Raw genomic sequence first — 26999 nt, 5'->3', positions numbered from 1 at the left:
TGCAGTGAGATGGAGTCCTCATCAGCCACACCCACCCAGGAGGAACCCATGTTCAGCACTCACGACGCTCCCGTCCTCGTCGTCGGCGGAGCCGGCAAGTCCGCCCGCCGCGTCGCCTCCCGACTCGACTCTCTCGGCGTCCCCGTCCGCGCGGTGTCCCGTACGACGGCCATCCCGTTCGACTGGTCGGACCCGTCGACGTGGGACGCCGCCCTCGACGGCATCACGGCCGCCTATCTCTCGTACGCGCCCGACCTCGCCTTTCCCGGCGCCGCCGACCAGATCGCCGATCTCGCCCGCCGGCTTGCCGACCACCGGATCGAGCGCGTCGTCCTGCTCTCGGGCCGCGGCGAGGCCGGTGCCCGAGCGGCGGAGCTCTCGCTGCTCGACGCCGTTCCGACCGCACGGGTCGTCAGCTGCTCGTTCTTCGTGCAGAACTTCACCGAGGGCGTCTTCGCGTACGACGTACAGGCGGGCGAACTCGCGATCCCCGTCCCTACGGACGTCCCCGAGCCGTTCGTCGACCTCGAGGACGTCGCCGACGTCGCGGTCGCGGCGCTGCGCGACGACACCTATGCGGGTGAGGTGCTCGAGCTGACCGGACCCGAAGCGATGACGTTCGGCGAGGCGTGCGCGTCCGTCGGCGCCGCGCTCGGCCACCCCGTGAGCCTGCGCGCGATCTCCGTCGAGGAGTTCGTGGCGTCCGTCGTCGCGGCGGGCGAGCCTGCCGAGGTGGCGTACGGGCTGGCAGAGCTCTTCGCCGAGGTCTTGGATGGCCGCAACGTCGCCACCACCGACACGATCGCGCGCGTGCTGGGCCGACCTTCGACGTCCATGAGCGCTGCTGCACAGCGAGACGTCGCCCAGCTCGCGCACTGACGGGACGCAGTTCGTCTGTGCGCCCGACAGACGAGACGGGCGGTGAGCCTGCCGTCACCGAGCTTCCTCGGATGACGGCGGACCCACCGCCCGTTCGCGCTGCGGAGCCGCCTACTCCAGCAGCGCGTCCAGGGACCTCCCGAGGAGGTCGCTCCGTGCGTCGGCGTCGAGGCCCTCGAGCCCGAAGCCGAACAGCACCGAGTCGTCGGTCATGACGGCTGCGCCCTCGTCGACCGACTGCTGACCGCGCTCCCAGTCGTTCGGGTTGCCCGGCGAACCAGCCGGTGCGCCTGGCACCGTCCAGTCACCGAGGTCGGACTCGAACGACGTGTCGCTGACGGTCGCGCCGCCCACGGTGACGCTCGCGTCGTCGATCCACACGCCGAGGTTGGTGGTGCCCCAGTCGGTGGCGTAGACGATCGCGACCTCGACCTCCTGGCCGGCGTAGGCCGACAGGTCGGCCTTCCAGTCCTGCCAGCCGGCAGAGTTGCCGCTGAACGCGTTCCACTCGCCCGTGGTGCCGGTGGGCTCGCAAGCTGCGTTCATGTAGTGGCCAAGCTGCGGATGGATCTCGGCGACCCAGCCCGAGGTGCAGCTGTCACCGGTGCTCTGCGTGGTGTCGGAGGTGCCGCCGGTGTCCGGCAGCGTCGTCCAGTCGTCGGTCCCGACCGGGCGCACCTCGACGAACAGTGCGTCCCAGTCGGCCTCGACGTCGGCACTGAACTTGAAGTCGACCGAGCCCGACGTCGCCCCGGTCAGGTCGACCGTCGTTGCGAGCCGCTTGTACGACTGGTCGGCCGAGCCTGCGCTCATGAACCACTCGCCGGTGTACGGCGAGTACGGGTCGCCGAACCCGCGCAGCCACGACAGCGGAGCGCTGGACGCGAACTGCGGGAACTCGTCGGCCGGCAGGAAGGACGACGTCGCAACGAAAGCGCCCGTGTGGTCCTGCGTCGCGTCGAGCTGGGCGGCGAATCCGGCGAACGGCCCGTCCTCGTCGCCCGACAGCGCGAACGCCGTCCCGTCGTCGCGCGTGCCACCGTTGTCGACGTACTGGTACGACCCCAGCCAGTACTGGAGGAAGTCGTTGCCCATCGGCAGGCACGGGTAGGCGCCCGGCGTCGTGCACGAGCCGGCCGTCTCCTCGTCGGGGTGGTAGTAGTACGAGCCGTCCGCCGCCTGTGCGTAGAGCGCGTACTTGCCGGCGATCAGCACCTTGCCGCCGTCGTTGAGGTAGTCGCGGACCCGGAGCTCGGTGTCGTAGCCCCACTTCGCCGCGGAACCGCCGGGCTGGCCGACGTTGCGCGGGATGATGTCGTTGCCCGTCTGCCAGACGACCGCGTCGTAGTGCGACAGGACGCCGAGGTCGTGCGGTGCCTTCCGGCCGTTGGCGTCGATGTCGTACACGTCGGTGCTGAAGCCGGCATCGTCCAGCGCCGCTGCGTACGCGGCGACGGCGTTCGGTCCGCCGGTCTGGGCCGGTGATGCGCCGGTGTAGTCCTCGGCGGCGAGGATCAGCACGTCACCGCCGATGTCGCTGGCGACCGTGTAGGAGAAGGACTCCTTCGCGCTGCGCAGCGGCTTCACGTTGAGGCCGGTGAAGATCACCTCGACCTTGTCGCCAGGCTTCTGTCCCTTCACCGCGGCGCGGTACTCGGCGTAGTGCTTGTCGTTCTCGCCGCCGTACTTCTCGCCGCCCTTCCACTCCTTCATCGGAGTGATGCCGCGGATGCGCCCGTTGATCTTGTACGTCATGAGCAGGCCCTTGAGCTTGCGCTTGGCCGTGACCGCGACGGTCTGCTTCGTGCCGTACGAGGTCGTGAACGCGTCGGGCCGAATGTCCTTGACCCGCTGGCCGATCGAAGACTTCGGGTCGTCCGGGTCGTGCGCCGACTCCGCGAGCGACAGGGCGAACGGGATGTTCTTCTCGAACTCCGCCTGGACGAGCTCCTCGTCGTCCGGGAACGCGAAGACGCTCGTACATGCCTCGGGCTCCCACTCGTCGTCAGGATCGACCGCACTGGCCGTCGCGCAGGTCGCCATCTCCGGCGTGAACGCGAGCGTGCCCTGCTCCTCGTGGGTGTGGCCGTCGGTGTCGCCGTTGGTGGTGTAGAGCTCGGCGGAGATGTCCGGGTCGTATCCGGGGATCGCCGAGTTGGCGTCGTTGCCGGCGAGCGCGGTGTAGATCTCGTCGTCCGGCGTCGGGGTGTCGACCTGCCACCCGGTGCCGTAGAGCAGCAGCTCTGCGGCCGAGTGGTAGTTGACGAAGAACTCGAACCCGACCTTGTCGACAAGGCCGACGGTCGCCTGCGTCTCGGGCTCCGAGGCCGGCTCCGGGCCGCGGTAGGTGTCGCTGAAGGGCTGCGGCGAGCTGCCCTCGTTGTCGTAGCCCCACTTGAACGGGAAGTTGCGGTTCATGTCGACGCCGTCACCCACGGTGACCTGACCGTCGCCGTTGTTGTCCCGCACCGTCTTGCGCCACTCGCGGTTGCCCTCGGTGAAGGTGAAGTCGTAGCCGTCGGGGTTCTGGACGGGCAGGAACCACAGCTCGGTGGTGTCGAGGATCTTGGTGATCCGGCGGTCCTTGCCGTACTGGTCGAGCATGTGGTGCATGAGGCGCTGGACCATCTCGGGCGTGATCCACTCGCGCGCGTGCTGGGCGGCGCCGTAGAGGACGGCCGGCTTGCTGCCGTCCTTGGTCTTGCTCGCGTTCTTGCCGACCTTGACGGCGAGGATGTCCTGGCCGGTGCCAGACTTGCCGGCCTTCACAAGCTTGGTCAGCTTCGGGTAGGCCCGTGTGGTGGCGACCATGTCGTCACGGATGCCGCCGGCCTCGCTGTAGGAGGTGAACACCTCGTAGCCCGCGGCGGACTGGCGTGCGGAGAGGGTGGTGGCCTTGACCCCGTCGATCTTCTTGAGCTTCAGCGGCACGCCCTGTTCCACGAGCTTGGCGGCCTCGCCGGTCGGGAGGACGACCTCGACCTTCGCCTTGCCGTCACCGGTCGGTGCAACCACATCGTGTCCGCGGTCGACCCCGGCCTCGCCGAGGAGGTCGAGTCCCTTCGCATCGACTGTGGCCGTATAGATCTCGAGGTCACCTGGCGGGGAGTCCGCGGACGGTGACGCTGGTGGAGACGCGGCGGCCGGAACGGCTGCCAGGAGCCCTCCGACGAGTGCGGCGGTGAACACGATCGCTACAGGACGTCTCATGCTGTGCCTCCACGGGGCCAGGTCGTGTCTTGTCCGACACGTACTGCCGAAAATGTTCCAGTGTCGAGGCACCGTGTCAACGGTTGTGCTGAGCAACCTGCCTAGCGGCCCGCGGCGACGAGGCCCGTCTCGTACGCGATCACGACCGCTTGAGTGCGGTCGCGGGCGCCGAGTTTGGCCAGGACGTTGGCCACATGGGTGCGGACCGTCTCGACCCCCACGACGAGCGCCGTGGCGATCTCCGGGTTGGACATTCCCCGCGCGACGAGCGCGAGGACCTCGGCTTCCCGCGGTGTCAGCGCGGGCCCACCGTACGAGATCCGGGCCGTGCCGTGTCGCAGGGCGATCCGGCGTACGGACTCGGGGAACAGCAGGCTCTCGCCGGCTGCCACCGCGCGCACCGCGGCGACGACCTGGTCGGCATCGGCGCGCTTGAGCAAGAACCCCGAGGCGCCGGCTCGCAGCGCGTCGAAGACGTGGTCGTCGCTCTCGAAGGTCGTCACCACCAGCACGCGAGGCGCCGGGTCCAGCGTGAGCACGAGCTCGGTCGCACGGATGCCATCGACGTCAGGCATGCGCACGTCCATGCACACCACGTCCGGCGAGAGCGACCGGGCAGAAGCCAGAGCGGCCGCGCCGTCGCCCGCCTCACCCACGACCTCGATCTCTGGATCGCTCTCGAGGATCGCCCGCAGGCCCCGCCGTACGAGGGGCTCGTCGTCGACCAGCAGGACCCGGATCGTCCCGTTCATGGTCGTGGCTCCCTGTCGATCCCGAGCGGGACGCGGGCGAGGAGCACCCACGTCGTCGCGTCGACCGTACCGACCTCGAGCTTGCCTCCGAGCAGCGCCACGCGCTCGCGCAACCCGGCGAGCCCGTGGCCGGAGCGTTGCCCGCGAGAAGTGGCGCGGGCCCCGATCCCGTTGCGGACCTCCACGACGAGGGCGGGTCCGAGGTGCGTCGTGAGCACGATCGCCGTGCCGTCGCCGTGCTTGTGCGCGTTCGTGAGCGCCTCTTGCACGATCCGGTATGCCTCGCGCGAGACGAGCGGCGCGATCCCGGCGGGCTCGGCGAGGTCGGCACGGACGTCCGCGCCCGCGGACACGTACGACGCCACGAGCGCCGGCACGTCGGTGAGCCGCTGCTCGGGAAGGCGGGCGGTGGGTTCGTCGCGCAGCACGCCCAGCGCGTGGTCGAGCTCGTCGAGGGCGTCACGAGCGGTCCGCGCGATGATCTCCAACGACTCGGCGGCGTGCTCGGGATCGCGGTCGACGACGCGGCGTCCCGCGACGGCCTGCAGCGAGATCACGCTCAGCGCGTGGCCGATGCCGTCGTGAAGGTCGCGCGCCAGCATGCGCTGACCGTGCTCGCGGCGGATGCGCTGCTCGGCGACGGCAAGCCGATCGGTGTCGGTCGGGCCGAGGCAGACGACGGCGAGCCTGGCGAGGAGGATCCCGAGCGCGGCGACGGCGGCGAGGATCCCGACCACCGCACCCACCGCCGCGTACCAGGGAAGCTCGCTCGCGGCGAGCGGGATGCCAACGACCAGTGCCGTGCCGGTCAGCCCGCCCAGGAGCACGTGGGCGAGCACGAACCAGGTCGTCCGCCAGCGGTGGCGCCGCGGCTCGGCCGGCTCCTCGACCAGCTCGCCGTCGGGGTCGAGCAGGATGCGGGCCGCCGCGACCTCGACGTCGCGCACGCCGGGGAACAGCGACACCGCGACGAGCAGCGCGACCACGAGGACGACGCCGACCACGCCCACGAACACGTGGGCGGTGGTGCGCCCCACGGCGGCGACGCTGAGACCGAGCAGGCCGAACGCCAGGAACAGCGCTGCGCCGATGAGGAGGAAGACCGTACGGAGCAGCGCCGTCCTGATCGCACCGGCTGCGCTCATGCAGCCATCCTGCCGGGCGAGAGGTCCGCCTGCGGAGCGGGCCGGTCGTCCAGGCGGCGTCGGCGGACGTATCCCCAGACCGCGACGGTCAGGGCTGGTCCCCACAGCCAGAACGGGAGGAGGAGCAGCATCCACAGCGCTTCGCGGTCTCCGTCGGCGGCCTGTTCGACGGACATCAGCGCGATCGAGGGTGCCGAGGCGGTCAGGACGAACGCGACCGCATAGCCAGGGACTGCCGCGGCCGCGACGGGAACGGCGCGACCCCCCACGGACGGCATCCAGGCGGGAAAGACGCGGCCCCACGGGCGGAGCAGTCCCAGCGTCAGGACCGCACCGCCGAGAGCTGCCGCACCGAGCATCAGCCCCCACAGCCGCATCGACGGATCAAGGTCTGCAGGCGTGATCGGGCCGGTGAAGAGGCTGTCGGGGACGAGCCAGGTGGCACGGATGGCGACGTACGGCAGAGGGCTGAGGATCGCGAGGACCGTGGCGACGGTGGCGACCCGGTCGAGGCGTGCGGACGGGCGTCTCAGCCGTGCGGTGAGCGGTGCCGCGAGGGGGAGCGTGGCCGCCATCCACTGGACGGTCGCGAGGGCGAGGCCCACCAGGAGCCACGGCCGACTCCCGACCCGGGCGAAGCCGCCGCCGAGCTCACGCACCATCTCGCCGACCGCGTCGGGAGCCAGCGATCCCGAGGCGGCTCCCCACCACGCGACCAGGCCGACTACGACGACGGCCGTCGTACGCGCAGCGGTCGATCGGCGCAGGGCCGCGACGAGGAGGGCGATCGCGACGAACGGGATCGTCATCGCGCACACGTAGCCGACGAAGGAGATCAGCTGCGTGTCCATGCACGACAGCGCGAGCACGACGGTGACCGTCGCGGCGGGGACGAGGAGCCGTTGACGTTGCGCCGGCGTACGGGCCTGGCTTCGGAGTGCGGCCGCGACGGCGAGGCCGAGCATCCCGGCCATCAGGACGAAGGTCGCCGGGAGCGGGCCGGGGAGCAGGGCGACGACGGAGACGCTGCCGGAGCTGGCGTCGAAAGGGTGGGTGTCGGGCTCGACAAGCCACCACAGGGCCAGGGCGGCCGCGAGGGTCGACGTGACGGCGAGTGCGAGGGGTGAGCGGGCGCGGGCGCCGAGGGCGTTGAGCACGAGGACCTCCTGAGAGGGGATCGGGACTCGTCCAGCCTCGCGACGACGCGCACCGCCGGACTCCTCCGTACGGGGGAGACCGGCGGCGTCGGCGGGGGAGATTCGCGGGTTCAGATCACCACGCGGGCAACTCGGCGGGAGCTGGCCGCGCCGGCGAGGACGAGGGTGGTTGCGACCGCCACGCACAGCAGGTACTGGATGACCACCGACGGCTGCGCCACCGGCTGTGTCCCGACGATCGGGACCATCACGAGGAGCACACAGACCGTCGCCAGCCCGACACTGACCGTGAGCGGGACGAGGGTCTCGCGCATCCGTGCGCGGTCGAGCGTGCGAGGGTCGGTGCCGGCGAGGGTCAGTGCGCGGTACTCGGCGTGCTGCTCGATCACGCGACCCGCCTGCATCACCCCGGTCGACACTGCGGCGAGGACACCCGCGATCGCGAGCGTCAGAAGGCCGCCCGTCTTGAGGTCGGCGATGAATGCCGCCTCGTCGACCCGCCCGCTGTCGGTCGGGTCGAGCAGCGAGAACGTGCTCGTCAGGCCGGCGATGAAGGCCGCGAGAGCGACGCCGCCGACCGAGCGCCACGCCGACTTGGGGGAGTCCGCGATCCGCCGTCCGGCGAGCAGGGTCGGTACGGAGCGCGCCGCGCCCGCCGTCATGCGCCCGGCGATCCAGAGGACGAAGGGGCCGACGAGGTTGAGCGTCGCGAACATCGCGAGCAGCAGCGCCACGAGCACCGCGAGCGCGACTCCGGCCGAGCCGCCGGTGAGCTGCGGCGCGACGATGAGGGCGCCGGCGACGGCGAGCATCACGAGGACCCGCACCGCTCGCATGCCCGGCGGCGTGACGCGCTGGGCGACGCCGAGCGGGGTGATCGCCACCCGACGCAGGCTCGCGATCGCCGAGAGCACCGCCACGGCGAGGACGGCCGCGACCGCGCCGATCATGACCGGCACACCGACCCAGAGCTCGGACAGTCCGAAGCTCCGCCCTTGGAAGCGCACTTGTGCGACCGCCGGCACCAGCACCGCGTACCCGACGAGACCGATCAGGGCACCCACCGCCGCCTGGGCCGCGGCGTCGAGGACGGTCAACCCGGTGACCTGGCTGCGGGTCGCGCCGCACAGTCGCAGCGTCGCGAGGCGCGCGTCGCGTCGTGCCGCCGCCATCCGGGCGGCTGCCGCGCCGAGGGTGGCGAGCGGGACGAGCAGGAGGAGCGCCGCGATGCCGGCGAGGAGCGGGTACTGGATCGCGTAGGGGGTCTCGGGGGCCTCGAGCCCGGCCCGGATCCCGTCGGCTCCACCGGCTCGGTCCCAGAACGCTTGGACCCCCGCGATGACGACCAGCAGGACGGCGGTCGACGTGGCGAAGGCGACGACGGCCAGCACCGCGGTGAGGCGGCGCGGATCCTCATCGCCTGCACTCCGGGAACGAAGCAGCGACCACAGGCGCAGCGTCGTCATCGTGTCGCCTCCGCGACGTACTCGCCGGTGACTCGTCCGTCGCGCATCGTGATCGTGCGCGCGCAGTGGCGTGCGACCCCGGCGTCGTGGGTCACGACGACGAGCGCGGCGCCGGTGCTGCGGGTCGCCGACGTGAGGACCGAGAGCACCTCTGCGCCCGTCGCCTGGTCGAGCGCCCCGGTCGGCTCGTCGGCGAACACGACACCGGGCGCGCCCGCGAGGGCTCGTGCGATCGCGACACGCTGTGCCTGACCTCCCGAGAGCTCCCCCGGTCGGCGCTTCTCCATTCCGCCCAGCCCGAGATGGCCGAGCCATGCTGCGGCGACCCGGGTGGCCTCGACGCGAGACGTCCCGGCGAGCATCAGCGGGAGCGCGGCGTTCTCGACCGCGGGCAGCTCGGGGAGGAGCTGGCCGGACTGGAACACGAAGCCGAAGTCCGTACGCCGCAGCGCCGTACGACGACGGTCGGACAGTGCCGCGAGGTCGCTGCCCTGCCACGTGACCGATCCTGAGGTCGGGCGGATCACCCCGGCGAGGCAGTGCAGCAGAGTGGTCTTGCCGGAGCCGCTGGGGCCCATGATGGCGACGGACTCGCCGGGGGCGACGGCGAGATCGACGCCGGCGAGGGCGTGGGCGGTGGTGGGGCCTTCGCCGTAGGTCTGGACGAGGTCGCGAGCGACGAGCGGTGCGTTCATGCCGCCACGGTAGGAATTCGCAGGGGTGGGTTTCGTCGGTCTGCGGGACGGGACTGCGGCTCGCGCGTCATACTCCGGTCGGACGGCGAGCGAGGAGGACACGTGGCGGACGGCGAGCTTCTTGCGCAGGCCTACTCGGCGGCCTGGCAGCACCGGGAGACCACCGGCGACGCCTCGCGCTGCTGATGCGGGCATGGACGCGAGGGACGCCTCCCGAGCGTCTCTGGCGGCCGATGCTGTGGAGCGGGGTCACGTCCACCTTGGCCACGGTGCGTCTCCTGTACCTGATGCTGCGGACACCGAAGGAGTTCACGCTCCCGCGCGGGGTGGTCAAGGTCGGAGAAGTGCGCGAAGACGACGAAGACTTCGCCGTGGAGAGCGCGCTCCCTTTCCATGCGGAGGCGGGCACACAGGCCGTGCTGGCATGGGCGTGGCCGATCACGCACGACCCCGCCGATCTCGACGACATCGACGACGTGCCCGTCTGGCTCGACGTGATCGAGGGAACTGACGTCGCCGCCGTGATGATCGGCGAGCGCCGTGTCGGCACCACGACGGTGCCCGAGGGGACGTACGACGCGCTCCGACTGCTCGACCGTCGCCAGCGCAGGTGTGTCCCGGACGGTTCGCTCGACCTGCGGCGGCTCCCCGACGGGCAGCTCGTGGTCGAGCACCTCGACGTCGAGCTGCCCTGACGCGCCGAGAGGCTAACGCTGCCGGACGGCGTAGGTCAGGTGGGTCACGTTCCGCGACGACTCCGCGCGAACCTGCTCCAGAGCGACGCGGTCGGCGTCGACGCCGTCGAACAGGCGGACCCCGCACCCGAACAGCACGGGCGACAGCGCGATCGAGAACTCGTCGACCAGGCCCGCGTTCACATACTCGAGGATCGTCTCGCCGCCGCCTGCGATGCGGACGTCGCGGTCGCCGGCGGCCTCGCGGGCCTGGTCGAGCGCGGACTCGATGCCGTCGTTGACGAAGTGGAAGGTGGTCCCGCCCGGCCGCTGCCAGGGCTCACGCTTCTCGTGCGTCACGACGAAGACCGACGTGTGGAACGGCGCCTGCTCCGGCCACATCGCCTCGCCGGCGTCGAACATGCGCTTGCCCATGACGCTCGCGCCGGTGCGAGCGAACGTCTCTCGCAGGATGTCGTTGTCGCGCCCCTCCTCGCCGCCCTCGCCGAGCAACAGGTTCTCCCGGAAGAACCGCTGCGGGAACACCCACTGCTGCAGCTCCCTCCACTGCTTCCCCATGAGCTCGTCCGAGGACTCGGGCGCGATGAAGCCGTCCAGCGACATCGACACGCTGAAGAACGCCGTCCCGGCCATCAGCCTTCCTCTCCCGACCGAGCGATCTCGGCGACGTAGGCAGCCAGGTTGCCCAGAGTCTGCTGGCCGCCCTCGATCGCGTGGAACTTCTCGACGGCCTCGGCGCGCAGCTCCGCGGTGGGGAACACCGTGCGCATCTCGATGCGGGTCGCCGCCCCGTCCGGCTCGAACGTCAGGACCGACTCGAAGGCGTTCGGGTCGTCGCGGGACTCACCGTGCAGCATCGCGATCCGCTCCGACGGGACGATCCCGGTCCACGTGATCCACTCCTGGTAGTCCGTCCCGTCCGGTCCGTGCATCACGAAGTCCCACTCTCCGCCGACGCAGAACTCGAACGACCGTGTCGTGGTGGTGAACCCCTCCGGTCCCCACCACTGCGACAGGTGCCGCACCTCGGTGAACGCCTCGAACACCAGCTCCCGCGGGGCGTTGATGACCCGTGAGATGACGATCTCGCGGTCGGCTGCCGTCGACGTCGGCGGCGTTCCTTGTCCTGTCGTGCTCATCAGTCGATCTCCTTGTCGTGTCGTGTGAGGTCCTGCACGTAGGCGTCCAGGCGGTCGAAGCTCTCGTTCCAGAACTGCTCGAACCCGCCGGCCCACTCGTGGACCGGGCGCAGCCCGCGGGCGTCAAGGCCGTACAGACGCTGCTTGCCTGCCTTGCGGTCTCGCACCAGCCCGACCTCCCGAAGCACCCGGAGGTGCTTGGACGCCCCTGGCTGCGTCATCCCCAGCTCCTCGGCCAGCTCGGTCACCGGCCGCTCGCCTGTCCGCAGCAGCACCAAGATCTCCCGGCGCCGCGGCTCGGCGATCGCGTTGAAGACGTCCGACGTCGTTGCTGCCCGTGCCATGGGAAGAATCATATACCCATATCGGCATGCGTCAAGCAGTCAGAGCGCGAGCGTCGCGCCGTCCCACTCCCGACGCCACCAGCGGTCGTGGGTGACCAGCACGACCGGGACGCGCGACGCGGCGAGCGCCTCCTGGAGCTCCTCGACGAGCGCGACCGACAGGTGGTTGGTCGGCTCGTCGAGGAGCAGGAGCTGCGGGTGCTCGCTGACGACCCGCGCGAGGGACAGCCGTCGTTGCTGTCCGATCGACAGGTCCGCCACCGGCTTGTCGAGGTCGCGGGGGTGCAGCAGGCCGGTCTCGCGCAGCGCGTCGCGCCACTGCTCGGCCGGCGCGTCGCGGCCGGCGGCGAAGGCAGCGAGCGCGCTCGCGCCCGGATCCGCATACGCGTCCTCCTGCGGGAGGTAGCCGACCCGCAGCCGACGCTGCCGTCGTACGGTCCCGGAGTCGGGCTCGAGGACGCCGGCGAGGACACCGAGCAGCGTGGACTTTCCTGCGCCGTTGGGACCGACGACCAGCAGCCGGCTGTCCGCGGTGACGTCGAGCGCGTCGAGACGCAGGCGTCCGGCCACCACGACGTCGCGGACGGAGACGAGCACGCCGTCGGCGGGTGCGGCGTCGACGAGTCCGGTGAACGCCCGCTTCTCCGGCGGCGGTTGAACCGGGTGGTCCGCGAGCCGCGCGAGCCGGTTCTCGGCATCGCGGACCCGCCTCGACACCGCGGCGTCCTTGCGCTCGCCGAGGAAGTGGCCGATGAACTTGTCGTTGTCGCGCGGCGCACGGTAGCCCTGGTGCCCGACCTGCCGGCTGCCGTTGGTCACGACCGCCTTCGCCTCCGCGTACGCGGTCTCCCACGCGTCGCGCGCCTGCGCCCAACGCAGGCGGGCGGACGCCTTCGCGTCGAGGTACGCCGTGTAGTCGCCGGTGTAGCGGGCCGATCCCGTCGACGTGGTGCCGTCCGGCGCGACGTGGAGGGTCGGGTCGAGGTCGAGGATGCCGGTGCAGGTCGCGTCGAGGAGGGCACGGTCGTGCGAGACCACGACGACCGCGCCGTGCTGCTCGGCGAGCGCGCGCTCCAGGTAGTCCACCGCCGCGTCGTCGAGGTGGTTCGTCGGCTCGTCGAGAAGCATCAGGTCCGCCGACACGACCAGCGCCAGCGCGAGCGCGAGCCGCGAGCGTTGCCCGCCCGAGAGGGTCGAGAGTCGTCGGTCCGAAGGGACGTCGCCGAGCCCGAGTCCGGCGAGGGCGCGTGCTGCCCGCGCGTCCGCCGACCAGCCGTCGCGCCGCTCGTACTCGTCGAGGACGTCGCCGTACTCCTCGAGCACCGCCTCGTCACCGTCGGTCATCGCGTGCTCGAGCGCGCGCATCCGCGTCTCGAGAGTGCGGAAGTCGGCGAGCGCGGCGTCGGCCGCATCGCGGATCGTGCCGTCGTCGGGGAGGTCGGGGACCTGGCCGAGGTATGTCACATGCGCGGGACGCGTGACCGTGCCGTCGTCGGGCGCCTGGATCCCGGCGAGCACACGCAGCAGCGTCGACTTGCCGGCGCCGTTCTCGCCGACGAGCCCGAGGCGCTCACCGGGAGACGCGGTCAGGGCGACGCGGTCGAGGACGGTGCGCAGCCCGTACGCGACGGTGATGCCGCGGGCGACGAGCGCGCGGCTGGTCGCGGCGGCGAGCGAAGCGGCGGGGGGATGAGCAGAAGAAGACACCGAGGAACCTCGTGGGGTCCGGAGGGGCTCGCCGGGCACGTGGCCTCGGACGCGAGCGGAGTCGGTGTCAGTTCTTCATCGCCCATCCAGGATGCCATGCCGGGTCAACCGATTAACGCTGAGCGAAGAACGCCGGTCGATTGCTCAACGCTCGTCGAGCGTGCCGCGGCGCACCGAGACTCCGCCCCAGATCGCGACCCCGCGGACCCGTACTGTCGGCGAGTTCGGCCCGACCTCGCTGTCGTCGGTCGGACCACCGAAGCCGCCCATGATCCCGATGCCGTCCATCACGACGCGGGTCGTCGGGGCGACTACGACCTCGGCGCCACCCATGATCGCGTTGACGGTGATGACGACCTCGGGTGCGCTGAACCGGGCGCGCCGGGTGTCGATGAGCGCGCCGCCCATCACGGCGGTGACGGTCAGGTGCTGCGGGACCAGCCAGTCCCCGCGCCGCTCGAAGCCGCTCATGATCGCCACCCCACGTTCGCGTGCGGGGCCGGCCGGCACGACCGCATTCACGTGCTGCGCCGGCTGCGCGGGGCGGACCGGGAGGGCCTGCGCGAAGGGCGGCGCATCCGGCAGGTCGGCGGTCAGCGGGACGAGGTCGGCGACCGTGCGGGCCGTGTAGGCGGCGCCGAGCCGCTCGTCGAGCTCGTCGGCGTCGATGCGCCCGTCGCCGGCGGCCGCGCGCAGGATCTCGGCGACGTGCTCGCGTTCGGCGTCGGACACGCGCATCCGCCGTGCCGGGTCCTCGGTGGGCTCCATGCGCAAAAGGCTACGGACACGTGGGTGCGAGAGCCACGGGGGACCAGCGTCGCGCCGGCCAGGTCAGCGCGAGACGAGCGCACCGACCCCGTTCAGGATCAGGAGCACGCCGATGATGCCGAGGAGCCACGCCGTCGCCGAGCCCGCACCACGCTCGGCCCACGTGCCGAAGCGACGCAGCGGCGCGTCGACCCAGCGCGCCGCCACGATCCGGAGCGCGAGGATGACGAGTGCGGGCGTGATCATCACGAGGCAGTACACGACGAGCGTCGCGATCGTCGTGGCCGCGCCCAGGTCGGCGGCCGTGAGTGCGCCGATCGCCGCGAGGTAGGGGAGCATGCTTGCGGCCTCGACCGCACCGGCGGCAAGAGCAAGGACGACGATGCCGCGGCGGGTGCCCAGAGCCGCGGCGATGCGCTCGTGCCAGCGACGAGCGGTCGACTCTGGATCCTCGCCGCGCTTCGCCTTGGCCTTCGGATCGACCCGATAGCTGAGCCAGACCAGCAGAGCACCCGCCGCGATCACCACCACATCGCCCACGACGGAGTCGAGCGCGTCGACGATCGCCGGCCCGACGGCATACGCGCCCGCGGCGAGTGCGAGCCCGAGGACGAGGTAGAAGGCGGCGATGGTGAGGAGGTAGGCCAGGACCCGCCCGAGCTCGCCCCGCCGGGTCACCAGCACGAGCCAGATGGGGATGACGAGGGTCCCGATGCTGGTGCCGTCGACCAGCGCCATCACCAGGAGGAAACCCGCGAGTGAGAGCGTCACTCCCTCAGTCTCGCTGCCTCCAGGCTCATGGCGCATCGGCCGGAGGTCGAGCGACGGCCCCACCTTTGGTAGGGGGCGTACGGCAAAGGTCGCGCGGGAGATTCCCACACGGTGGCGTGATGTGGGAGCGTCGCTCTCATGCTGAGTGCGCTGCTGTGGGGCGTTGTCGCCGCGTCGTCGTTCGTCCTCGGCGGGGTGCTCGCACTGTGGCGCCCGCCGAGGCCGTCGTGGGTCGCCGTCGGTGCCGGGATCGGTGCTGGCGCGCTGCTCGGGGCGGTGTCGTTCGAGCTCATCATCGAGGCGGCGGACCACGCTGGTCGCGAGCTGGTCATCGCCGGGGGGATGCTCGCCGGGGTCGCGCTGGCCACGACCCTGATGCTGCAGCGGGGGCTAGGTGCCGCGATCGCCGACACCCGGCAGGCACCGCCCGAGATCGAGCACCGCTTCGCGACGCTCCTGCTCGCGGTCGCTGCCGAGGCGGTGATCATCGTCGGGGCGCTGCACGGGCACGGCATCACCGCCGCGGTCGTCGTCGCGGTCTTCCTCTGCGGCGTCCCCGAGGCCGTCGTCGGCACCGCGCTGCTCGTCGACGGTGGGGCCAGCGGCGCGCACGTGATGCGGACGTGGATCGCGCTCGTCGGGTACGGCGGGCTCAGTGCCGTGGTCGCGGACCTGCTGCTCGACCTCGGCGGACCCAACGTGGTCGCCGGTGTCCTGTCGCTGGCAGGGGGCGTCGTGATCGCCGACATCGTGGCGCACCTCATCCCGACCGCGTTCATACGGCTGGGCGTGCTCAGCGCCTTCCCGGTGGTCCTGGGGTTCGCGCTGAGCGTGAGCCTGATCGGCGTCGGCTGAGCGGACGCGCTCGGCTCAGGCGTCGGCCGCGCAGCGGAAGCCGACGTGTCCTGTCGAGCTCCGTACGCCGTGACCCTGGCGCGCGGCTGGTCGGTAACGGTGGCAGTACGACGGCGCGCACAGGTGCGACCCGCCCTTCGTGACCATGCGCGTGCCCTCGTCGAGCGGAGCTGCCGGCGCGCAGCACGACGGCGGCGCGACCTCGCCCTCGTGGGTCTGCGACCACGGCGTGCCCGTCCACTCCCACGTGTTGCCGGTCATGTCGAACAGGCCGTAGCCGTTCGGAGGGTAGCTCCCGACCGGCTGGGTCATCCCGCGCTTCTTCGGGAGGTCGTTGCGCCACGGGAACTCGCCGTGCCAGGTGTTGGCCATGACGCGGCCCTTCGGCATGAACTCGTCGCCCCACGCGTAGCGGGCGCCGACCAACCCGCCGCGGGCCGCGAGCTCCCACTCCTCCTCGGTCGGCAGCCGTTTGCCGGCCCAGTGGACGTACGCGACGGCGTCCTCGTACGCGACGTGGACGACGGGGTGCTTCTCGCGGCCGTCGAGCGTGCTGCCGGGACCCTCCGGATGGCGCCAGTCGGCGCCGGGCTGCCAGCGCCACCAGCGCTGCCAGTCGTCGAGCGGGACGGGGCCCTCGGTCGGGGTGAAGACCAAGGATCCGGGCACCAGCGCGGCCGGGTCGGCCCCGGGGAACTCACGCAGGTCAGGGGCCCGCTCGGCGACCGTGACGTGGCCGGTGGCCTTGACGAAACGGCGGAACTGCGCGTTGGTCACCGCACAAGGGTCGATGCGGAACGCCGGGACGGTCACCTCGCGGACCGGCTGCTCCTCGGGGTAGAAGTCTTCGCTGCCCTGGAGGAGGAGGTCGGGCCCGACAAGGACCATGCCCGCGTCGATCGGCTTCGCGGGGCGTGTCGGCATCACGGCGGCCATGCTAGCCGCCGCGGAACCGGCACACCCCGCGCGCGGGACGTCAGCGGCGGGTGCGCCACGCGGCGACGACGGCAGGACGCGGCACCGAGCCCGGACCGTCCGGCCACCGCGACGCCGGAGCATCGACGCTCGCGCCGTCCTTCTCGCCCGGGTGCTGCACGCACACCATCACCCGGTCCTCGTCGATCCACGGGCCGCACGTCTCCGCGCCGACCGGCACCGTGAGGAACTGCTTGACCTGGCCGCGGCGATCGCCGTCGAGCGGCACTGCGAACAGCCCGTCGTGCGAGCCGAGGGCGTTGCCGTCGGTGGAGATCCACAGGTTGCCGTGCGGGTCGAACGCGACGTTGTCTGGGCACGAGATCGGTGAAACGCGCCGCGCGTCGAAGCCGCCCCAGTAGGTGGTCGGGTCCTTCGGGTCGCCGCACACGAGCAGCAGGTTCCAGCTGAACGAGGTCGCCGCTGCGTCGTCGTCGTGCTCGGTGAGCTCGAGGACGTGTCCGTGCTTGTTGGCGTGGCGCGGGTTGACCTCGTCGGCGACCGCCTGGCCGGCCGCGCCACGGTTGCTGTTGTTGGTCAGCGCGACGTACACCTTGCCCGTACGGGGGCTGGGCTGGACGTCCTCGGGGCGGTCCATCTTGGTGGCCCCGACGAGGTCGGCGGCCTGGCGCGTGAACAGCAGGACCTCCTCGGCGGTCATGCCCTTGACGTACGAGGTCGTCCCGCTGACCAGTGGCACCCAGACGCCCACGCCGTCGAACGCGCCGTCGCTCGGCAGCGCGCCCGTGCCGTCGATCTCGGCCTGAGAGGAGTTGCCGAGGAAGCGCGCGACGTAGAGCGTGCCGCTGTCGAGAACGTCGCGGTTGCGGCGGCGCGCGGAGTCGTTGTCGCCGCGCGCCACCGTGCCGGAGGAGACGAACTTGTAGAGGTAGTCGAAACGCTCGTCGTCACCCATGTACATCGCGACGCGGCCGTCGTCGGTGATCCGCGGCTCGGCGGCCTCGTGCTTGAAGCGGCCGAGAGCGGTGCGCTTCTTCGGCGTCGACGTCGGGTCGTACGGGTCGACCTCGACGACCCAGCCGAACCGGTTGATCTCGTTCGGCTCCTTGGCCACGTCGAAGCGGTCGTCGAACCGCTCCCACTTGCGCTCCGTCGCGCCGCCCGCGGCCCCGTACCGCTTGAGGCGGGCGAGCGTGACGGGGTCGGTGACGGTCGCGCCGTTCGCGAAGTACTGGTTGACGTTCTCCTCGGCCGTGAGCCACGTTCCCCACGGGGTGAGGCCGCCGCCGCAGTTGTTGAGCGTGCCGAGGGCCGTACGCCCCCGCGGGTCGGCCTTTGTCCGTACGAGCGGGTGGCCCGCGACGGGACCGGTCAGCTCGAACGCGGTCTGGGTGTGGAACCGGCGGTTGAGGCGGTGGCCGAGCACCGGCCTGAGCGCGCCCGTACCGCGCTCCTCCTCGACGACGACGACGCTCAGCCCGTGCGCCGCCCAGCCGATCTCGACCTGCTCGCGCGTCGGGTTGGCGGCGTCGTACCCGCGGTGCATCATCTGCTCGCTGGTGTACTCGTGGTTCACGACCATGAGGTGCTGGCCGCGGCCGAGGGGGAGCAGCCCCAGGAAGTCGTTGTTGAAGCCGAACTGCTTGCGTTGCGCGGCCGCGTTCTGGCGGTCGACGTCGAAGGCGGGGACGCCCTTGAAGAGCGGGTCGCCCCACGCCATCACCACCGCCTGCGCGTAGCCCGGCGGGACGGTGACCTGGTCGAGCGTGTTCGGGTCGACCGGTACGAAGTCGAGGCCCTTGCCGCTCGCGCCGCCGTGGCCGGAGCTCTTCGTGCCGGCTCCTGCGGAGACGGACGGCGTGGCGGCAGCAGGTGCCGCGGTGCCGAGCGAGAGGCCGGCGGCGGCAGCGCCGACACCGACGACCGCCCCGGCGCGCAGCAGGCCGCGGCGCGACATCGCGGTGGCGACGTCACCGAAGTACGCGTTGTCGGACGTGTTGGGTGCGTCGTGGGCGCACGCGTCGCCGCAGCGCATGCGGCAGGTGAGGGCGGCGCGCCCCGACGCGCATGGCGAGCCGGAGGACGGGCTGAGGAACGGCAGCAGTGGGGGCACGATGGTCTCCTGGCGTCGTCGAAGAGCGGACGCTGGCACGCTAGGAATCTGGAGCGACCGCATCCCTACGCTGGCGCGAACGCGCGGTGAACACTCGACGGCGCGCACCTTCGTGCATCGGCTGTGCATCGATGCTTGGCAAACGTGAGGTGATGCCGAGAAGCAGGGATGATGGGCTGAGCTGACCGCACGAAGGAGCGCGCGTGGACTATCTGCTCGTCGGCATCGCAGCGATCGTGTGCATCGTCGCGGTCACCGTTCTCTCGCCCCGGGTTGGAGTCGCAGCCCCGCTCCTGCTCGTGCTCGTCGGCGTCGCGATCAGCCTCCTCCCGTTCGTCCCCGCGATCGAGATCTCGCCGGAGGTCCTGCTCGCCGGCGTCCTCCCGCCGTTGCTCTACTCGACCGCCGTGTCGATGCCGGCGATGGACTTCCGTCGTGACTTCACGGCGATCAGCGGGCTGTCGGTGATCCTCGTCCTGATCAGCGCGGTCGTCCTCGGCCTGTTCTTCCGCGCGGTCATCCCCGGCATCGAGCTGTCGACCGGGATCGCGCTCGGCGCCATCGTCAGCCCCACCGACGCGGTCGCGACGTCGATCGTGCGTCGGCTCGGGGTCTCACCGCGGGTGGTCACGGTGCTCGAGGGCGAGAGCCTGCTCAACGACGCGTCCGCGCTCGTGCTGCTGCGCTCGGCGATCGCGGCGACCGCAGCCTCGGTGTCGGTGTGGGGCGTCGCCGCCGACTTCGTGTGGGCCGTCCTTGCCGCCGTCGCCATCGGCGTGCTCGTGGGCTGGCTCAACCTCGTCGTGAGGCGCCGGATCACCGAGGCCCCGCTGAGCACGGCGATCTCCTTCGTCGTGCCCTTCGTGGCGTACGTCCCCGCAGAGCACTTCGGCGCCTCCGGGCTCGTTGCCGCCGTCGCCGCAGGTCTGGTCACCGGCCGGGGCTCGCCGAAGTACCTGAGTCCGCAGGACCGGCTGTACGAGACGTCGAACTGGCGCACGATCGAGCTGCTCCTCGAGGGTGGTGTCTTCCTGCTCATGGGCCTGGAGCTGTACGGCGTCCTCGAGGACGTGCAGGACGCACACGACAGTCCAGCGAACGCGCTGGTGGTCGGGTTCGCCGCCGGCGCGATCATCCTCATGATCCGGTCGGCGTACGTCCTCCCGCTCCTGCTGTCGGTGCGCCGCAAGCGCCGCAACGCATCGGAGTACCGCCAGAAAGTGGAAGGGCTGCAGGAGCGCCTCGACCAGGGCGAGGTCGCCCCGCGCGGGGGCGCTCACGAGCAGCACATACGACGCCGTATCGGACGCGCCCTCGCCGATGTCGACTACCTGACCGCCGTCCCGCTCGGCTGGCGCGAAGGCGTGGTCCTCGTCTGGGCCGGGATGCGTGGCGTCGTCACACTTGCCGCCGCGCAGTCGCTTCCGCACGACACCCCCGAACGGGCGACGCTCGTGCTCGTCGCGTTCGTCGTCGCCGCGGGCACCCTCCTCGTCCAAGGCAGCACGCTCCCGTGGGCGGTGCGGATGCTGGGGCTCGCGAGCGACGAGGCCGGTGGGCGCGACCCCGACCTCATGCAGCTGGAGGGCGAGATGAACCGGGCTGCCTCGACGCTTCTGGACTCTGCGGACCTCCGACGCCGGGACGGGACGCCGTACGACGACGAGGTCCTCCGCCGCGTGCGCGCGACGCTGCGGCGCGAGGTCGCGGGCGACGAGGAGGAGGCCGCGGAGTCCGCGCGCATCCGCGACGAGGTCCGTGAGCTGCGGCTCCACACCATCGCGGCCGAGCGTGCCGCCCTCCTGCGCGCACGCTCGCTCGGGACGTACAGCTCGGCAGCGCTGTCGGAGGCGCTCGCGATGCTCGACGCCGACCAGATCAGCCTCGAGCTGAAAGCCGCCCCCGAGCACGGCGACGACAACACCTGAGCACGGGCACGGCCGACCGCGTGCGGCGCCGGTACGGCGAGACGTACCGCATCGTCCGTGCGGAGTCCGGCGCCCGTGCGCTCGAGGCGCTCAAGGAGCTGCGGCTGCGCGGTGAGGAGGTCGCGGTGATCCTCGCCGACCATCGCATGCCGCAGATGACCGGCATCGAGGATTGCGACGACGCAGGTCTCCACGTTGGTCGACGCCGCCAAGCAGTACTCGCAGCTCGACCGCGCGCCGTTCGTCCGTACCGACGTGCACGAGCTGATCGACGCGACGCTGGTGACCTCACGGTGGAGTCCGAGCCCGGCGATACGCGGTTCACGGTCCGCATCCCGTACGACGCCCCCGCGATGTGACGCCTTACCCACCTTTCGCGGCGCGGATTCGGTGGACAAGGCGTCACATCGTGAAGGTGGACGGCAGTGAGTCAGCCCAGGGTTGAGGCGCGGGCGACCAGCTCGGGGGCGAAGACGATGTGCTGGTGGTCCCCGCGACCACCCGCTTCGATCTCGGCCAGCAGCAGCTCGGCGGCTCGGCGCCCCATCTCGCGCGACGGCTGCCGGATCGACGACAGCGGGATCGCCGCCGACGCCGCGTAGTCGATGTCGTCGTAGCCGATGAGCGCGACGTCGTCGGGCACCCGGAGCCCGCCGAGCGTGAACGCCTGCAGCATCCCCATGGCGATGAGGTCGTTGGCGGCGAACACGGCGTCGGGTCGTTCGCTGGGCGGCAGGGCCACGATGCGCTCGCCCTCGACCAGCGCCGGAGCGACGTTCATCCCGGCGATCTCACGGTGCTCGAGGGTGGCGCCCACGACCTCGGCCACCGCCTGGGTCGCACCCTCGAGACGGTCGCGCACCTGCTCGATGTCGGTCGAGGCGCCGACGAACGTGAGGCGGCGACGCCCGATGGACAGCAGGTGCTCCGTCGCGAGGTGGCCGCCCTGGACGTCGTCGACGGAGACCGAGCTGTACGACTCCGTCGACGCGAGGCGGTCGACGAGGATCACGGCCATCCCGCGAGCGCGCAGCCGGTCAAGGCGCTCGAGCACGTCGCCGACCGGGGAGATCAGGAGGCCGTCGACCCGCTGCTCCTCGAAGAGGTCGAGGTACGCGCTCTCACGGGCGGCGTCCTCGGCGCAGTTCGCGAGGAGCACGCTGCGCGAGCGCGCCGTGACCTCGTCCTCGACCCCCTGGGCGACGTCGGTGAAGAACGGGTTGCGGATGTCGAGCACGATGAGGCCGACCGAGCGGCTGTGGCCCTGGCGGAGCTGGCGAGCGGCCTCGTTGCGGACGAACCCGAGCTGCTGGATCGCGGCGAAGACCCTCTCGGCGGTCTGCGCGGAGACCTTCGTAGGATGATTCAGGACATTTGAGACGGTGCCGACCGAGACGCCGGCGAGTGCGGCGACGTCGCGCAGGCTGGACGCGGGCGTGGGCGCAGTGGGTGACTCGGCCACGACGTCTCCTCGTGTCGCAGGGATGTGCGCGAAGCAGTCTGTCGCACGGTGTGTGCAGTCTGCCACTGAATCGTTTCAAAGTCGCGCTTGACCCTGTGAGCGGGCTCATATACGTTGTGAACGCCACGTTAATTGAAACGATTCAAACACGGCCTCTGTGAACGGCGTGTGTACGGAAGTCGGTGAGGAAGTCGATGGCCACAGCTCCCCCCGGGACGGTCGCGCTCGCACTGCGCGACGTCTCGAAGACCTTCGGGCAGGTGGTCGCCCTGCGCTCGGGCAGCCTGACCGTCACCACGGGGTCGATCCACGCGCTGGTCGGGGAGAACGGCGCTGGCAAGTCGACGATGGTCAAGATCATCGCCGGCCTCTACCGTGCGGACTCCGGCTCGTACGAGCTGTTCGGCGAGTCGGTCGACTTCCGTACGACAGCCGAGGCCAAGGACGCGGGCGTCGCGGTCATCTATCAGGAGCCGACGCTCTTCCCTGACCTCAGCGTCACCGAGAACCTCTTCATGGGCCGGCAGCCCCGCAACCGCTTCGGCCGCATCGACCGCAAGGCGATGGACACCGAGGCACGTGCGCTGTTCGCACGGCTCGGCGTCGCCATCGATCCCGAGCGTCCCGCTGATGGGCTCTCGATCGCCGACCAGCAGATCATCGAGATCGCCAAGGCCATCTCCCTCGACGCCCGCGTCCTCATCATGGACGAGCCCACGGCGGCGCTGTCCGGCGTCGAGGTCGACCGGCTGATGACGATCGCCCGCTCGCTGCGCGACGAGGGCCGCGCGCTCGTGTTCATCTCGCACCGCTTCGACGAGGTCTTCGCGCTCTGCGACACCATCACGGTGATGCGGGACGGCTCGTACATCTCGACCGACCGCATCGAGGACGTCACCATCGACGACGTCGTCCGCCGGTTGGTCGGACGCGAGGTCGGCAACCTCTACCCGAAGCAGGCAGCCGAGATCGGCGAGGTCGTCTTCGAGATCGAGGGACTCAGCCGCGCGGGCGTCTTCCACGACATCGACCTCCAGGTCCGTCGCGGCGAGATCGTCGGACTGGCCGGTCTCGTCGGCGCCGGGCGCAGCGAGATCATGCAGGCCGCCTTCGGTGTCGACCCGTACGACTCCGGCGCGGTCAAGGTCAACGGCAAGGCCGTGCCGGCGAGCGACCCGGCCGCGGCCATCCGCCTGGGTCTCGCGCTCGTACCCGAGGATCGCCGCAAGCACGGGCTCGTCCTCGAGTCGACCATCACGCGCAACATCACGATGGCGATCCGCCGGCGCCTGAGCCGCGGCGGTCTGCTCTCGTCGCGCGCCGAGAGCGCCACGGCTCGCGAGTGGGCGGCGCGGCTCGAGGTCAAGACGAGCACGCTCGACACCCTCGCGGGCACCCTGAGCGGTGGCAACCAGCAGAAGGTCGTCCTCGCGAAGTGGCTGAGCACCGCGCCTGACGTGCTGATCGTCGACGAGCCCACGCGCGGCATCGATGTCGGCACCAAGGCAGAGGTGCACCGGCTGCTGTCGACCCTCGCCGGCGAAGGCCTGGCTGTCGTGATGATCTCGTCGGAGCTCCCCGAGGTCCTCGGGATGGCAGACCGGGTCGTGGTCGTCCACGAGGGGCGCATCACCGCAGAGCTGAGCCGCGACGAGGCGACCCCCGAGGCCGTCATGTTTGCCGCGACCAACACCGCCGCGGCGACGAACACCAAGGGAGCGTCCGCATGAGCACCGCAGCCCCCACGGCCCCCACGACGCCGAAGCCGTCCGCAGGCGCCCGGGTCCGCAAGATCCTCCAGGCCCGCGAGACCGGCGTCATCATGGCGTTCCTCGTGGTCCTCGCGGTCACCACCGCCATCAACCCGTCGTTCCTGTTCAGCAAGGACGGGTGGCGCGACCTCTTCCTGACGCCGTCGATCCTTGTGGTCCTCGCGGTCGGCCAGGCGATCGTCATCATCACCCGCAACGTCGACCTGTCCGTCGGCTCGATCCTCGGGCTCGTGGCGTACGCGACCGGGCGGATGTTCGTCGACACCGGGCTGCCGATCGTCGTCGTCCTGCTGCTCGCGGTCCTGCTCGGCGTCGGGCTCGGCCTGATCAACGGCGCGCTCGTCGCCTTCGCGAAGGTGCCGGCGCTCGTCATCACGCTCGGCACGCTCTACATCTACCGCGGCATCATGATGTCGTGGGCCGGCTCGGACCGGATCAACGCCTCCGACATCCCACGCGACCTGCTCTCGTTCGGCACGTCGTCGATCCTGGGCATCCCGTCGCTGGCCTGGATCTCGTTCGTCGTCCTCGGCATCGCCGCGTACCTGATGGGGCGCACCCGCGGCGGCCGCGAGATGTACGCGATCGGGTCGGATCCCGACGCCGCCACCCTGTACGGCCTCAAGAAGACCAAGCGCACGCTCCTCGCGTTCGCCGCGTCCGGCGGCCTCGCGGGGCTCGCGGGCGTCCTGTACGTCGCGCGCTACGGCACGATCAGCTCCGGCGCCGGTCTCGGCATCGAGTTCGAGGCCGTGGGTGCTGCCGTCATCGGTGGCGTTGCGATCTTCGGCGGCAGCGGCACGATCTTCGGCGCGGCGGTCGGCGCGTACCTGCTCATGACGATCAACCGCGGCCTCCCGATCCTCGGTATCCAGGACTTCTGGCAGCGCGCGGTGGTCGGTCTCCTCATCATCGCTGCGATCGTCCTCGACAAGGTGCTTCGCGAGCGTCAGCACAAGAAGCTGCTCGCAGAGAGGGATGCCGCATGACCAGCCTCCTCCACCCCTCCGACGCCCCGGCGCAGCAGGGCACCCGGACTTACCGCGACCACCAGAGGCCGCTGTGGCAGCGCGCCCTCCTCAACCGTGACGTCGCGGTGTGGGCGGCCCTGGTCGCCGTCTATCTGTACGCGTCGGCGACCGTGCCGTTCTTCGACCGGCCGATCACCATCACGTACCTGCTTCTCGACGTCGCGCCGATCCTGCTGATCGCGCTGCCGATGACGCTGGTGATCATCACCGGCGAGATCGACCTCTCCGTCGCGAGCACCGTCGCGCTGGCGAGCGTCTCGTTCGGCGTCCTGTACGACAAGGGCACCCCGATCCTCGTCGCGGCGGTGGCGGCGCTGCTGGTCGGCGTTCTCTGCGGTGCGTTCAACGGCTTCCTGGTGACCGTCGTCGGACTCCCGTCGCTCGCGGTCACGATCGGCACGCTCGCGCTCTACCGCGGTGTCGCGGTCGGCCTGCTCGGGACGACGGCGGTCACCGACTTCCCCGACGCCTGGACCGACTGGGCGCGCGGTCGCATCGGCGAGTCCGACATCCCGTCGATCATGATCCCGTTCGCGGTGCTCGCGATCCTCTTCATCCTGCTTCTCCACTTCACCGCCTTTGGACGTGGTGTCTACGCCATCGGTCTCAACGAGGGCGCAGCACGGTTCTCGGGCATCCGTGTCGAGCGGACCAAGCTCATCTTGTTCGTGCTGACCGGCGTGGTGTCCGCGCTGGCCGGCATCTACTACACGCTGCGCTACGGCAGTGCCCGCGGCGACAACGCCAACGGGATGGAGCTGCAGGTCATCGCCGCGGTCCTTCTCGGTGGAGTCTCGATCTTCGGCGGACGAGGTGCACTGCCCGGCGTGATCGCCGGCGTGCTCCTTATCGGGGCGATCGGCAGCGCATTGCGCCTTGCCGACCAGACCGCCGACGTCATCAACATCGTCACCGGCCTGCTGCTGGTCGTCTCGGTCGTGGGCTCCAGTGCCCTCGGCTGGGTCAGCAGCAGGCGACGACGGCGTGGCGCCCCCGAACCGCAGTCATCAACGACCAAGACCGGCAACACCCTCCCCGACACGGACTCACCGGTCGGCGAACGAGAGAGAGAATCCCGATGACCACAGCAACGACGAGGCGACGTGGCGTCGCCCGGTTCGTCCCGGCCGTCGCCGCCGTGCTCGGCCTGAGCCTGGTGCTCACGGCCTGCGGCGGAAGCGACGACGAGGGCGGCTCCGGCGACGGCGGCAACGGCGACCTGTCGGTGACCTTCCTCCCGAAGAACCTCGGCAACCCCTACTTCGACGCGTCCTCCACGGGCGGCGAGGCGGCTGTCAAGGAGTTCGAGGGCACCTTCAAGGAGGTCGGCCCGTCCGAGGCCACCCCCGATTCGCAGGTCAGCTACATCAACACGCTGACCCAGCAGGGCACTGGCGCGATCGCCATCTCGGCGAACGACCCCAAGGCGATCGGCGACGCGCTGCAGGAGGCGCGTGACGCCGGGACCAAGGTCGTCACCTTCGACTCCGACACCGATCCGGAGTACCGCGATCTCTTCGTGAGCCAGGCCGACGCGAAGGGCATCGCCTCCAAGCAGGTCGAGCTCATCGCCAAGGCCATCGGCGACCAGGGCAAGATCGCCGTCCTCTCGGCGTCGGCGAACGCGACGAACCAGAACGAGTGGATCCGCCTCATGGAGGAGGAGCTCAAGGCGAACCACCCGAACATCGAGCTCGTCGAGACCGTCTACGGCGACGACGACGACCAGACGTCGTTCGACAAGACGGCCGCGCTGCTCCAGAAGCACTCGGACCTCAAGGGCATCGTCTCCCCGACCACGGTCGGCATCGCCGCTGCGGCCCGCTACCTGTCGGACTCGCAGTACAAGGGCAAGGTCGCGCTGACCGGTCTCGGCACCCCGGACCAGATGCGTGAGTACGTCAAGAACGGCACCGTCGGCTCGTTCGCGCTGTGGAGCCCCGAGGATCTCGGCTACCTCACCGCGTTCGCCTCGAAGGCGCTCATCGAGGGCGACATCGAGGGCAAGGAAGGCGACACCTTCGAGGCCGGCAAGCTCGGCGAGTACACCGTCGGCGCCGACGGCGTCGTCGTGCTCGGCGAGCCGCTCGAGTTCAACAAGGACAACATCGACGACTTCAACTTCTGAGTCGTCGACCCAAGACGTGGTTCCCGGCCTCCCCGGCGGCCTGGGG

At 70.8% G+C, this 26999-nt stretch carries 24 protein-coding genes; 9 read left to right on the top strand and 15 right to left on the bottom strand.

What is annotated here, in order from left to right:
• The first annotated feature begins 48 nt into the window (after nucleotides 1-48).
• Nucleotides 49-879 (top strand): NmrA family transcriptional regulator, encoded by an 831-nt coding sequence (locus H4N58_RS19800; RefSeq protein ID WP_182397123.1) that lies wholly within the window; start codon nucleotides 49-51, stop codon nucleotides 877-879.
• A 111-nt stretch (nucleotides 880-990) separates the two neighbouring features.
• On the opposite strand, the gene H4N58_RS19795 is transcribed toward H4N58_RS19800, so the two are convergent.
• The 6 genes from H4N58_RS19795 to H4N58_RS19770 all read right to left on the bottom strand — a co-directional run bounded on the left by H4N58_RS19795 (nucleotide 991) and on the right by H4N58_RS19770 (nucleotide 9304).
• On the bottom strand, nucleotides 991-4089 hold the full coding sequence (locus tag H4N58_RS19795; RefSeq protein ID WP_167249705.1) for a M14 family metallopeptidase: 3099 nt from the start codon (nucleotides 4087-4089) through the stop codon (nucleotides 991-993).
• 101 nt (nucleotides 4090-4190) lie between these two features.
• A complete protein-coding gene (locus H4N58_RS19790) occupies nucleotides 4191-4841 on the bottom strand; it encodes a response regulator transcription factor (protein WP_167000588.1) in 651 nt (216 codons plus the stop codon).
• Nucleotides 4838-5986 carry a sensor histidine kinase gene (locus H4N58_RS19785; protein WP_167249707.1) on the bottom strand — a complete coding sequence of 383 codons (1149 nt, stop codon included), beginning with the start codon at nucleotides 5984-5986 and terminating at the stop codon, nucleotides 4838-4840. Before H4N58_RS19785 ends, H4N58_RS19790 begins: the two co-directional genes overlap by 4 nt.
• Nucleotides 5983-7143: a hypothetical protein gene (locus H4N58_RS19780; RefSeq protein ID WP_167249709.1), complete on the bottom strand. Its 1161-nt coding sequence runs from the start codon at nucleotides 7141-7143 to the stop codon at nucleotides 5983-5985. The genes H4N58_RS19785 and H4N58_RS19780 overlap by 4 nt, the downstream gene beginning before the upstream one ends.
• A gap of 110 nt (nucleotides 7144-7253) precedes the next feature.
• A complete protein-coding gene (locus H4N58_RS19775) occupies nucleotides 7254-8609 on the bottom strand; it encodes an FtsX-like permease family protein (RefSeq protein ID WP_167000583.1) in 1356 nt (451 codons plus the stop codon).
• Nucleotides 8606-9304: an ABC transporter ATP-binding protein gene (locus H4N58_RS19770; RefSeq protein ID WP_167000582.1), complete on the bottom strand. Its 699-nt coding sequence runs from the start codon at nucleotides 9302-9304 to the stop codon at nucleotides 8606-8608. The genes H4N58_RS19775 and H4N58_RS19770 overlap by 4 nt, the downstream gene beginning before the upstream one ends.
• A gap of 269 nt (nucleotides 9305-9573) precedes the next feature.
• Between H4N58_RS19770 and H4N58_RS19765 the strand changes: the two genes are divergently transcribed.
• Nucleotides 9574-9999 carry a hypothetical protein gene (locus H4N58_RS19765; RefSeq protein WP_167249711.1) on the top strand — a complete coding sequence of 142 codons (426 nt, stop codon included), beginning with the start codon at nucleotides 9574-9576 and terminating at the stop codon, nucleotides 9997-9999.
• Between the two features lie 12 nt (nucleotides 10000-10011).
• On the opposite strand, the gene H4N58_RS19760 is transcribed toward H4N58_RS19765, so the two are convergent.
• From H4N58_RS19760 to H4N58_RS19735, 6 genes are all read right to left on the bottom strand, one after another.
• The gene (locus tag H4N58_RS19760) at nucleotides 10012-10632 is read right to left on the bottom strand and encodes a dihydrofolate reductase family protein (protein WP_167249713.1); all 621 of its coding nucleotides are present in this window, start codon (nucleotides 10630-10632) and stop codon (nucleotides 10012-10014) included.
• On the bottom strand, nucleotides 10632-11138 hold the full coding sequence (locus H4N58_RS19755; protein WP_167249715.1) for an SRPBCC family protein: 507 nt from the start codon (nucleotides 11136-11138) through the stop codon (nucleotides 10632-10634). Before H4N58_RS19755 ends, H4N58_RS19760 begins: the two co-directional genes overlap by 1 nt.
• The gene (locus tag H4N58_RS19750) at nucleotides 11138-11482 is read right to left on the bottom strand and encodes a helix-turn-helix transcriptional regulator (protein WP_167000576.1); all 345 of its coding nucleotides are present in this window, start codon (nucleotides 11480-11482) and stop codon (nucleotides 11138-11140) included. The genes H4N58_RS19755 and H4N58_RS19750 overlap by 1 nt, the downstream gene beginning before the upstream one ends.
• Before the next feature lie 39 nt (nucleotides 11483-11521).
• The gene (locus H4N58_RS19745) at nucleotides 11522-13189 is read right to left on the bottom strand and encodes an ABC-F family ATP-binding cassette domain-containing protein (protein WP_220471279.1); all 1668 of its coding nucleotides are present in this window, start codon (nucleotides 13187-13189) and stop codon (nucleotides 11522-11524) included.
• Between the two features lie 144 nt (nucleotides 13190-13333).
• Nucleotides 13334-13957, bottom strand: coding sequence for a DUF1707 domain-containing protein (locus H4N58_RS19740; RefSeq protein ID WP_167000574.1), 624 nt, complete (start codon nucleotides 13955-13957; stop codon nucleotides 13334-13336).
• Nucleotides 13958-14020: 63 nt separating this feature from the next.
• A complete protein-coding gene (locus tag H4N58_RS19735; protein WP_167000573.1) occupies nucleotides 14021-14728 on the bottom strand; it encodes a GAP family protein in 708 nt (235 codons plus the stop codon).
• Nucleotides 14729-14866: 138 nt separating this feature from the next.
• Between H4N58_RS19735 and H4N58_RS19730 the strand changes: the two genes are divergently transcribed.
• Entirely contained in the window at nucleotides 14867-15583 is a 717-nt protein-coding gene (locus tag H4N58_RS19730) for a hypothetical protein (RefSeq protein WP_167000571.1), read from the top strand.
• A 15-nt stretch (nucleotides 15584-15598) separates the two neighbouring features.
• Here H4N58_RS19730 and H4N58_RS19725 read toward each other — a convergent pair whose 3' ends face one another.
• Both H4N58_RS19725 and H4N58_RS19720 read right to left on the bottom strand, forming a co-directional pair.
• The gene (locus tag H4N58_RS19725; RefSeq protein ID WP_243842822.1) at nucleotides 15599-16507 is read right to left on the bottom strand and encodes a formylglycine-generating enzyme family protein; all 909 of its coding nucleotides are present in this window, start codon (nucleotides 16505-16507) and stop codon (nucleotides 15599-15601) included.
• Nucleotides 16508-16559: 52 nt separating this feature from the next.
• Nucleotides 16560-18632 carry a PhoX family phosphatase gene (locus tag H4N58_RS19720; RefSeq protein WP_167000567.1) on the bottom strand — a complete coding sequence of 691 codons (2073 nt, stop codon included), beginning with the start codon at nucleotides 18630-18632 and terminating at the stop codon, nucleotides 16560-16562.
• Between the two features lie 203 nt (nucleotides 18633-18835).
• Between H4N58_RS19720 and H4N58_RS19715 the strand changes: the two genes are divergently transcribed.
• The gene (locus H4N58_RS19715) at nucleotides 18836-20560 is read left to right on the top strand and encodes a sodium:proton antiporter (RefSeq protein WP_167000565.1); all 1725 of its coding nucleotides are present in this window, start codon (nucleotides 18836-18838) and stop codon (nucleotides 20558-20560) included.
• 20 nt (nucleotides 20561-20580) lie between these two features.
• On the top strand, nucleotides 20581-20919 hold the full coding sequence (locus tag H4N58_RS20470) for a hypothetical protein (protein ID WP_208322205.1): 339 nt from the start codon (nucleotides 20581-20583) through the stop codon (nucleotides 20917-20919).
• A 71-nt stretch (nucleotides 20920-20990) separates the two neighbouring features.
• Here H4N58_RS20470 and H4N58_RS19705 read toward each other — a convergent pair whose 3' ends face one another.
• Nucleotides 20991-22022 carry a LacI family DNA-binding transcriptional regulator gene (locus H4N58_RS19705; RefSeq protein ID WP_243845055.1) on the bottom strand — a complete coding sequence of 344 codons (1032 nt, stop codon included), beginning with the start codon at nucleotides 22020-22022 and terminating at the stop codon, nucleotides 20991-20993.
• A gap of 194 nt (nucleotides 22023-22216) precedes the next feature.
• Between H4N58_RS19705 and H4N58_RS19700 the strand changes: the two genes are divergently transcribed.
• Genes H4N58_RS19700 through rhaS form a run of 4 tightly spaced genes read left to right on the top strand, consistent with a single transcriptional unit; the run spans nucleotide 22217 to nucleotide 26953 of the window.
• A complete protein-coding gene (locus H4N58_RS19700) occupies nucleotides 22217-23752 on the top strand; it encodes a sugar ABC transporter ATP-binding protein (protein WP_167249717.1) in 1536 nt (511 codons plus the stop codon).
• Nucleotides 23749-24783, top strand: a complete 1035-nt coding sequence (locus H4N58_RS19695; protein ID WP_167000561.1) for an ABC transporter permease — start codon at nucleotides 23749-23751, stop codon at nucleotides 24781-24783. Before H4N58_RS19700 ends, H4N58_RS19695 begins: the two co-directional genes overlap by 4 nt.
• Nucleotides 24780-25907, top strand: a complete 1128-nt coding sequence (locus tag H4N58_RS19690; protein ID WP_167000559.1) for an ABC transporter permease — start codon at nucleotides 24780-24782, stop codon at nucleotides 25905-25907. The genes H4N58_RS19695 and H4N58_RS19690 overlap by 4 nt, the downstream gene beginning before the upstream one ends.
• Entirely contained in the window at nucleotides 25904-26953 is a 1050-nt protein-coding gene (rhaS, locus tag H4N58_RS19685; protein ID WP_167000557.1) for a rhamnose ABC transporter substrate-binding protein, read from the top strand. Before H4N58_RS19690 ends, rhaS begins: the two co-directional genes overlap by 4 nt.
• Nucleotides 26954-26999: the final 46 nt, after the last annotated feature.

The organism is Mumia sp. ZJ1417, from assembly GCF_014127285.1.
In the GTDB taxonomy this organism is placed as follows: domain Bacteria; phylum Actinomycetota; class Actinomycetes; order Propionibacteriales; family Nocardioidaceae; genus Mumia.
This window is presented reverse-complemented; position numbering and strand designations above follow the sequence as displayed.

Excerpts from the sequence above, each read along its gene's own strand:
- H4N58_RS19800 (WP_182397123.1), top strand. The coding sequence starts at position 49 with ATGTTCAGCACTCACGACGCTCCCGTCCTCGTCGTCGGCGGAGCCGGC.
- H4N58_RS19795 (WP_167249705.1), bottom strand. The coding sequence starts at position 4,089 with ATGAGACGTCCTGTAGCGATCGTGTTCACCGCCGCACTCGTCGGAGGG.
- H4N58_RS19790 (WP_167000588.1), bottom strand. The coding sequence starts at position 4,841 with ATGAACGGGACGATCCGGGTCCTGCTGGTCGACGACGAGCCCCTCGTA.
- H4N58_RS19785 (WP_167249707.1), bottom strand. The coding sequence starts at position 5,986 with ATGAGCGCAGCCGGTGCGATCAGGACGGCGCTGCTCCGTACGGTCTTC.
- H4N58_RS19775 (WP_167000583.1), bottom strand. The coding sequence starts at position 8,609 with ATGACGACGCTGCGCCTGTGGTCGCTGCTTCGTTCCCGGAGTGCAGGC.
- H4N58_RS19770 (WP_167000582.1), bottom strand. The coding sequence starts at position 9,304 with ATGAACGCACCGCTCGTCGCTCGCGACCTCGTCCAGACCTACGGCGAA.
- H4N58_RS19760 (WP_167249713.1), bottom strand. The coding sequence starts at position 10,632 with ATGGCCGGGACGGCGTTCTTCAGCGTGTCGATGTCGCTGGACGGCTTC.
- H4N58_RS19755 (WP_167249715.1), bottom strand. The coding sequence starts at position 11,138 with ATGAGCACGACAGGACAAGGAACGCCGCCGACGTCGACGGCAGCCGAC.
- H4N58_RS19750 (WP_167000576.1), bottom strand. The coding sequence starts at position 11,482 with ATGGCACGGGCAGCAACGACGTCGGACGTCTTCAACGCGATCGCCGAG.
- H4N58_RS19740 (WP_167000574.1), bottom strand. The coding sequence starts at position 13,957 with ATGGAGCCCACCGAGGACCCGGCACGGCGGATGCGCGTGTCCGACGCC.
- H4N58_RS19730 (WP_167000571.1), top strand. The coding sequence starts at position 14,867 with ATGCTGAGTGCGCTGCTGTGGGGCGTTGTCGCCGCGTCGTCGTTCGTC.
- H4N58_RS19725 (WP_243842822.1), bottom strand. The coding sequence starts at position 16,507 with ATGCCGACACGCCCCGCGAAGCCGATCGACGCGGGCATGGTCCTTGTC.
- H4N58_RS19700 (WP_167249717.1), top strand. The coding sequence starts at position 22,217 with ATGGCCACAGCTCCCCCCGGGACGGTCGCGCTCGCACTGCGCGACGTC.
- H4N58_RS19695 (WP_167000561.1), top strand. The coding sequence starts at position 23,749 with ATGAGCACCGCAGCCCCCACGGCCCCCACGACGCCGAAGCCGTCCGCA.
- H4N58_RS19690 (WP_167000559.1), top strand. The coding sequence starts at position 24,780 with ATGACCAGCCTCCTCCACCCCTCCGACGCCCCGGCGCAGCAGGGCACC.
- rhaS (WP_167000557.1), top strand. The coding sequence starts at position 25,904 with ATGACCACAGCAACGACGAGGCGACGTGGCGTCGCCCGGTTCGTCCCG.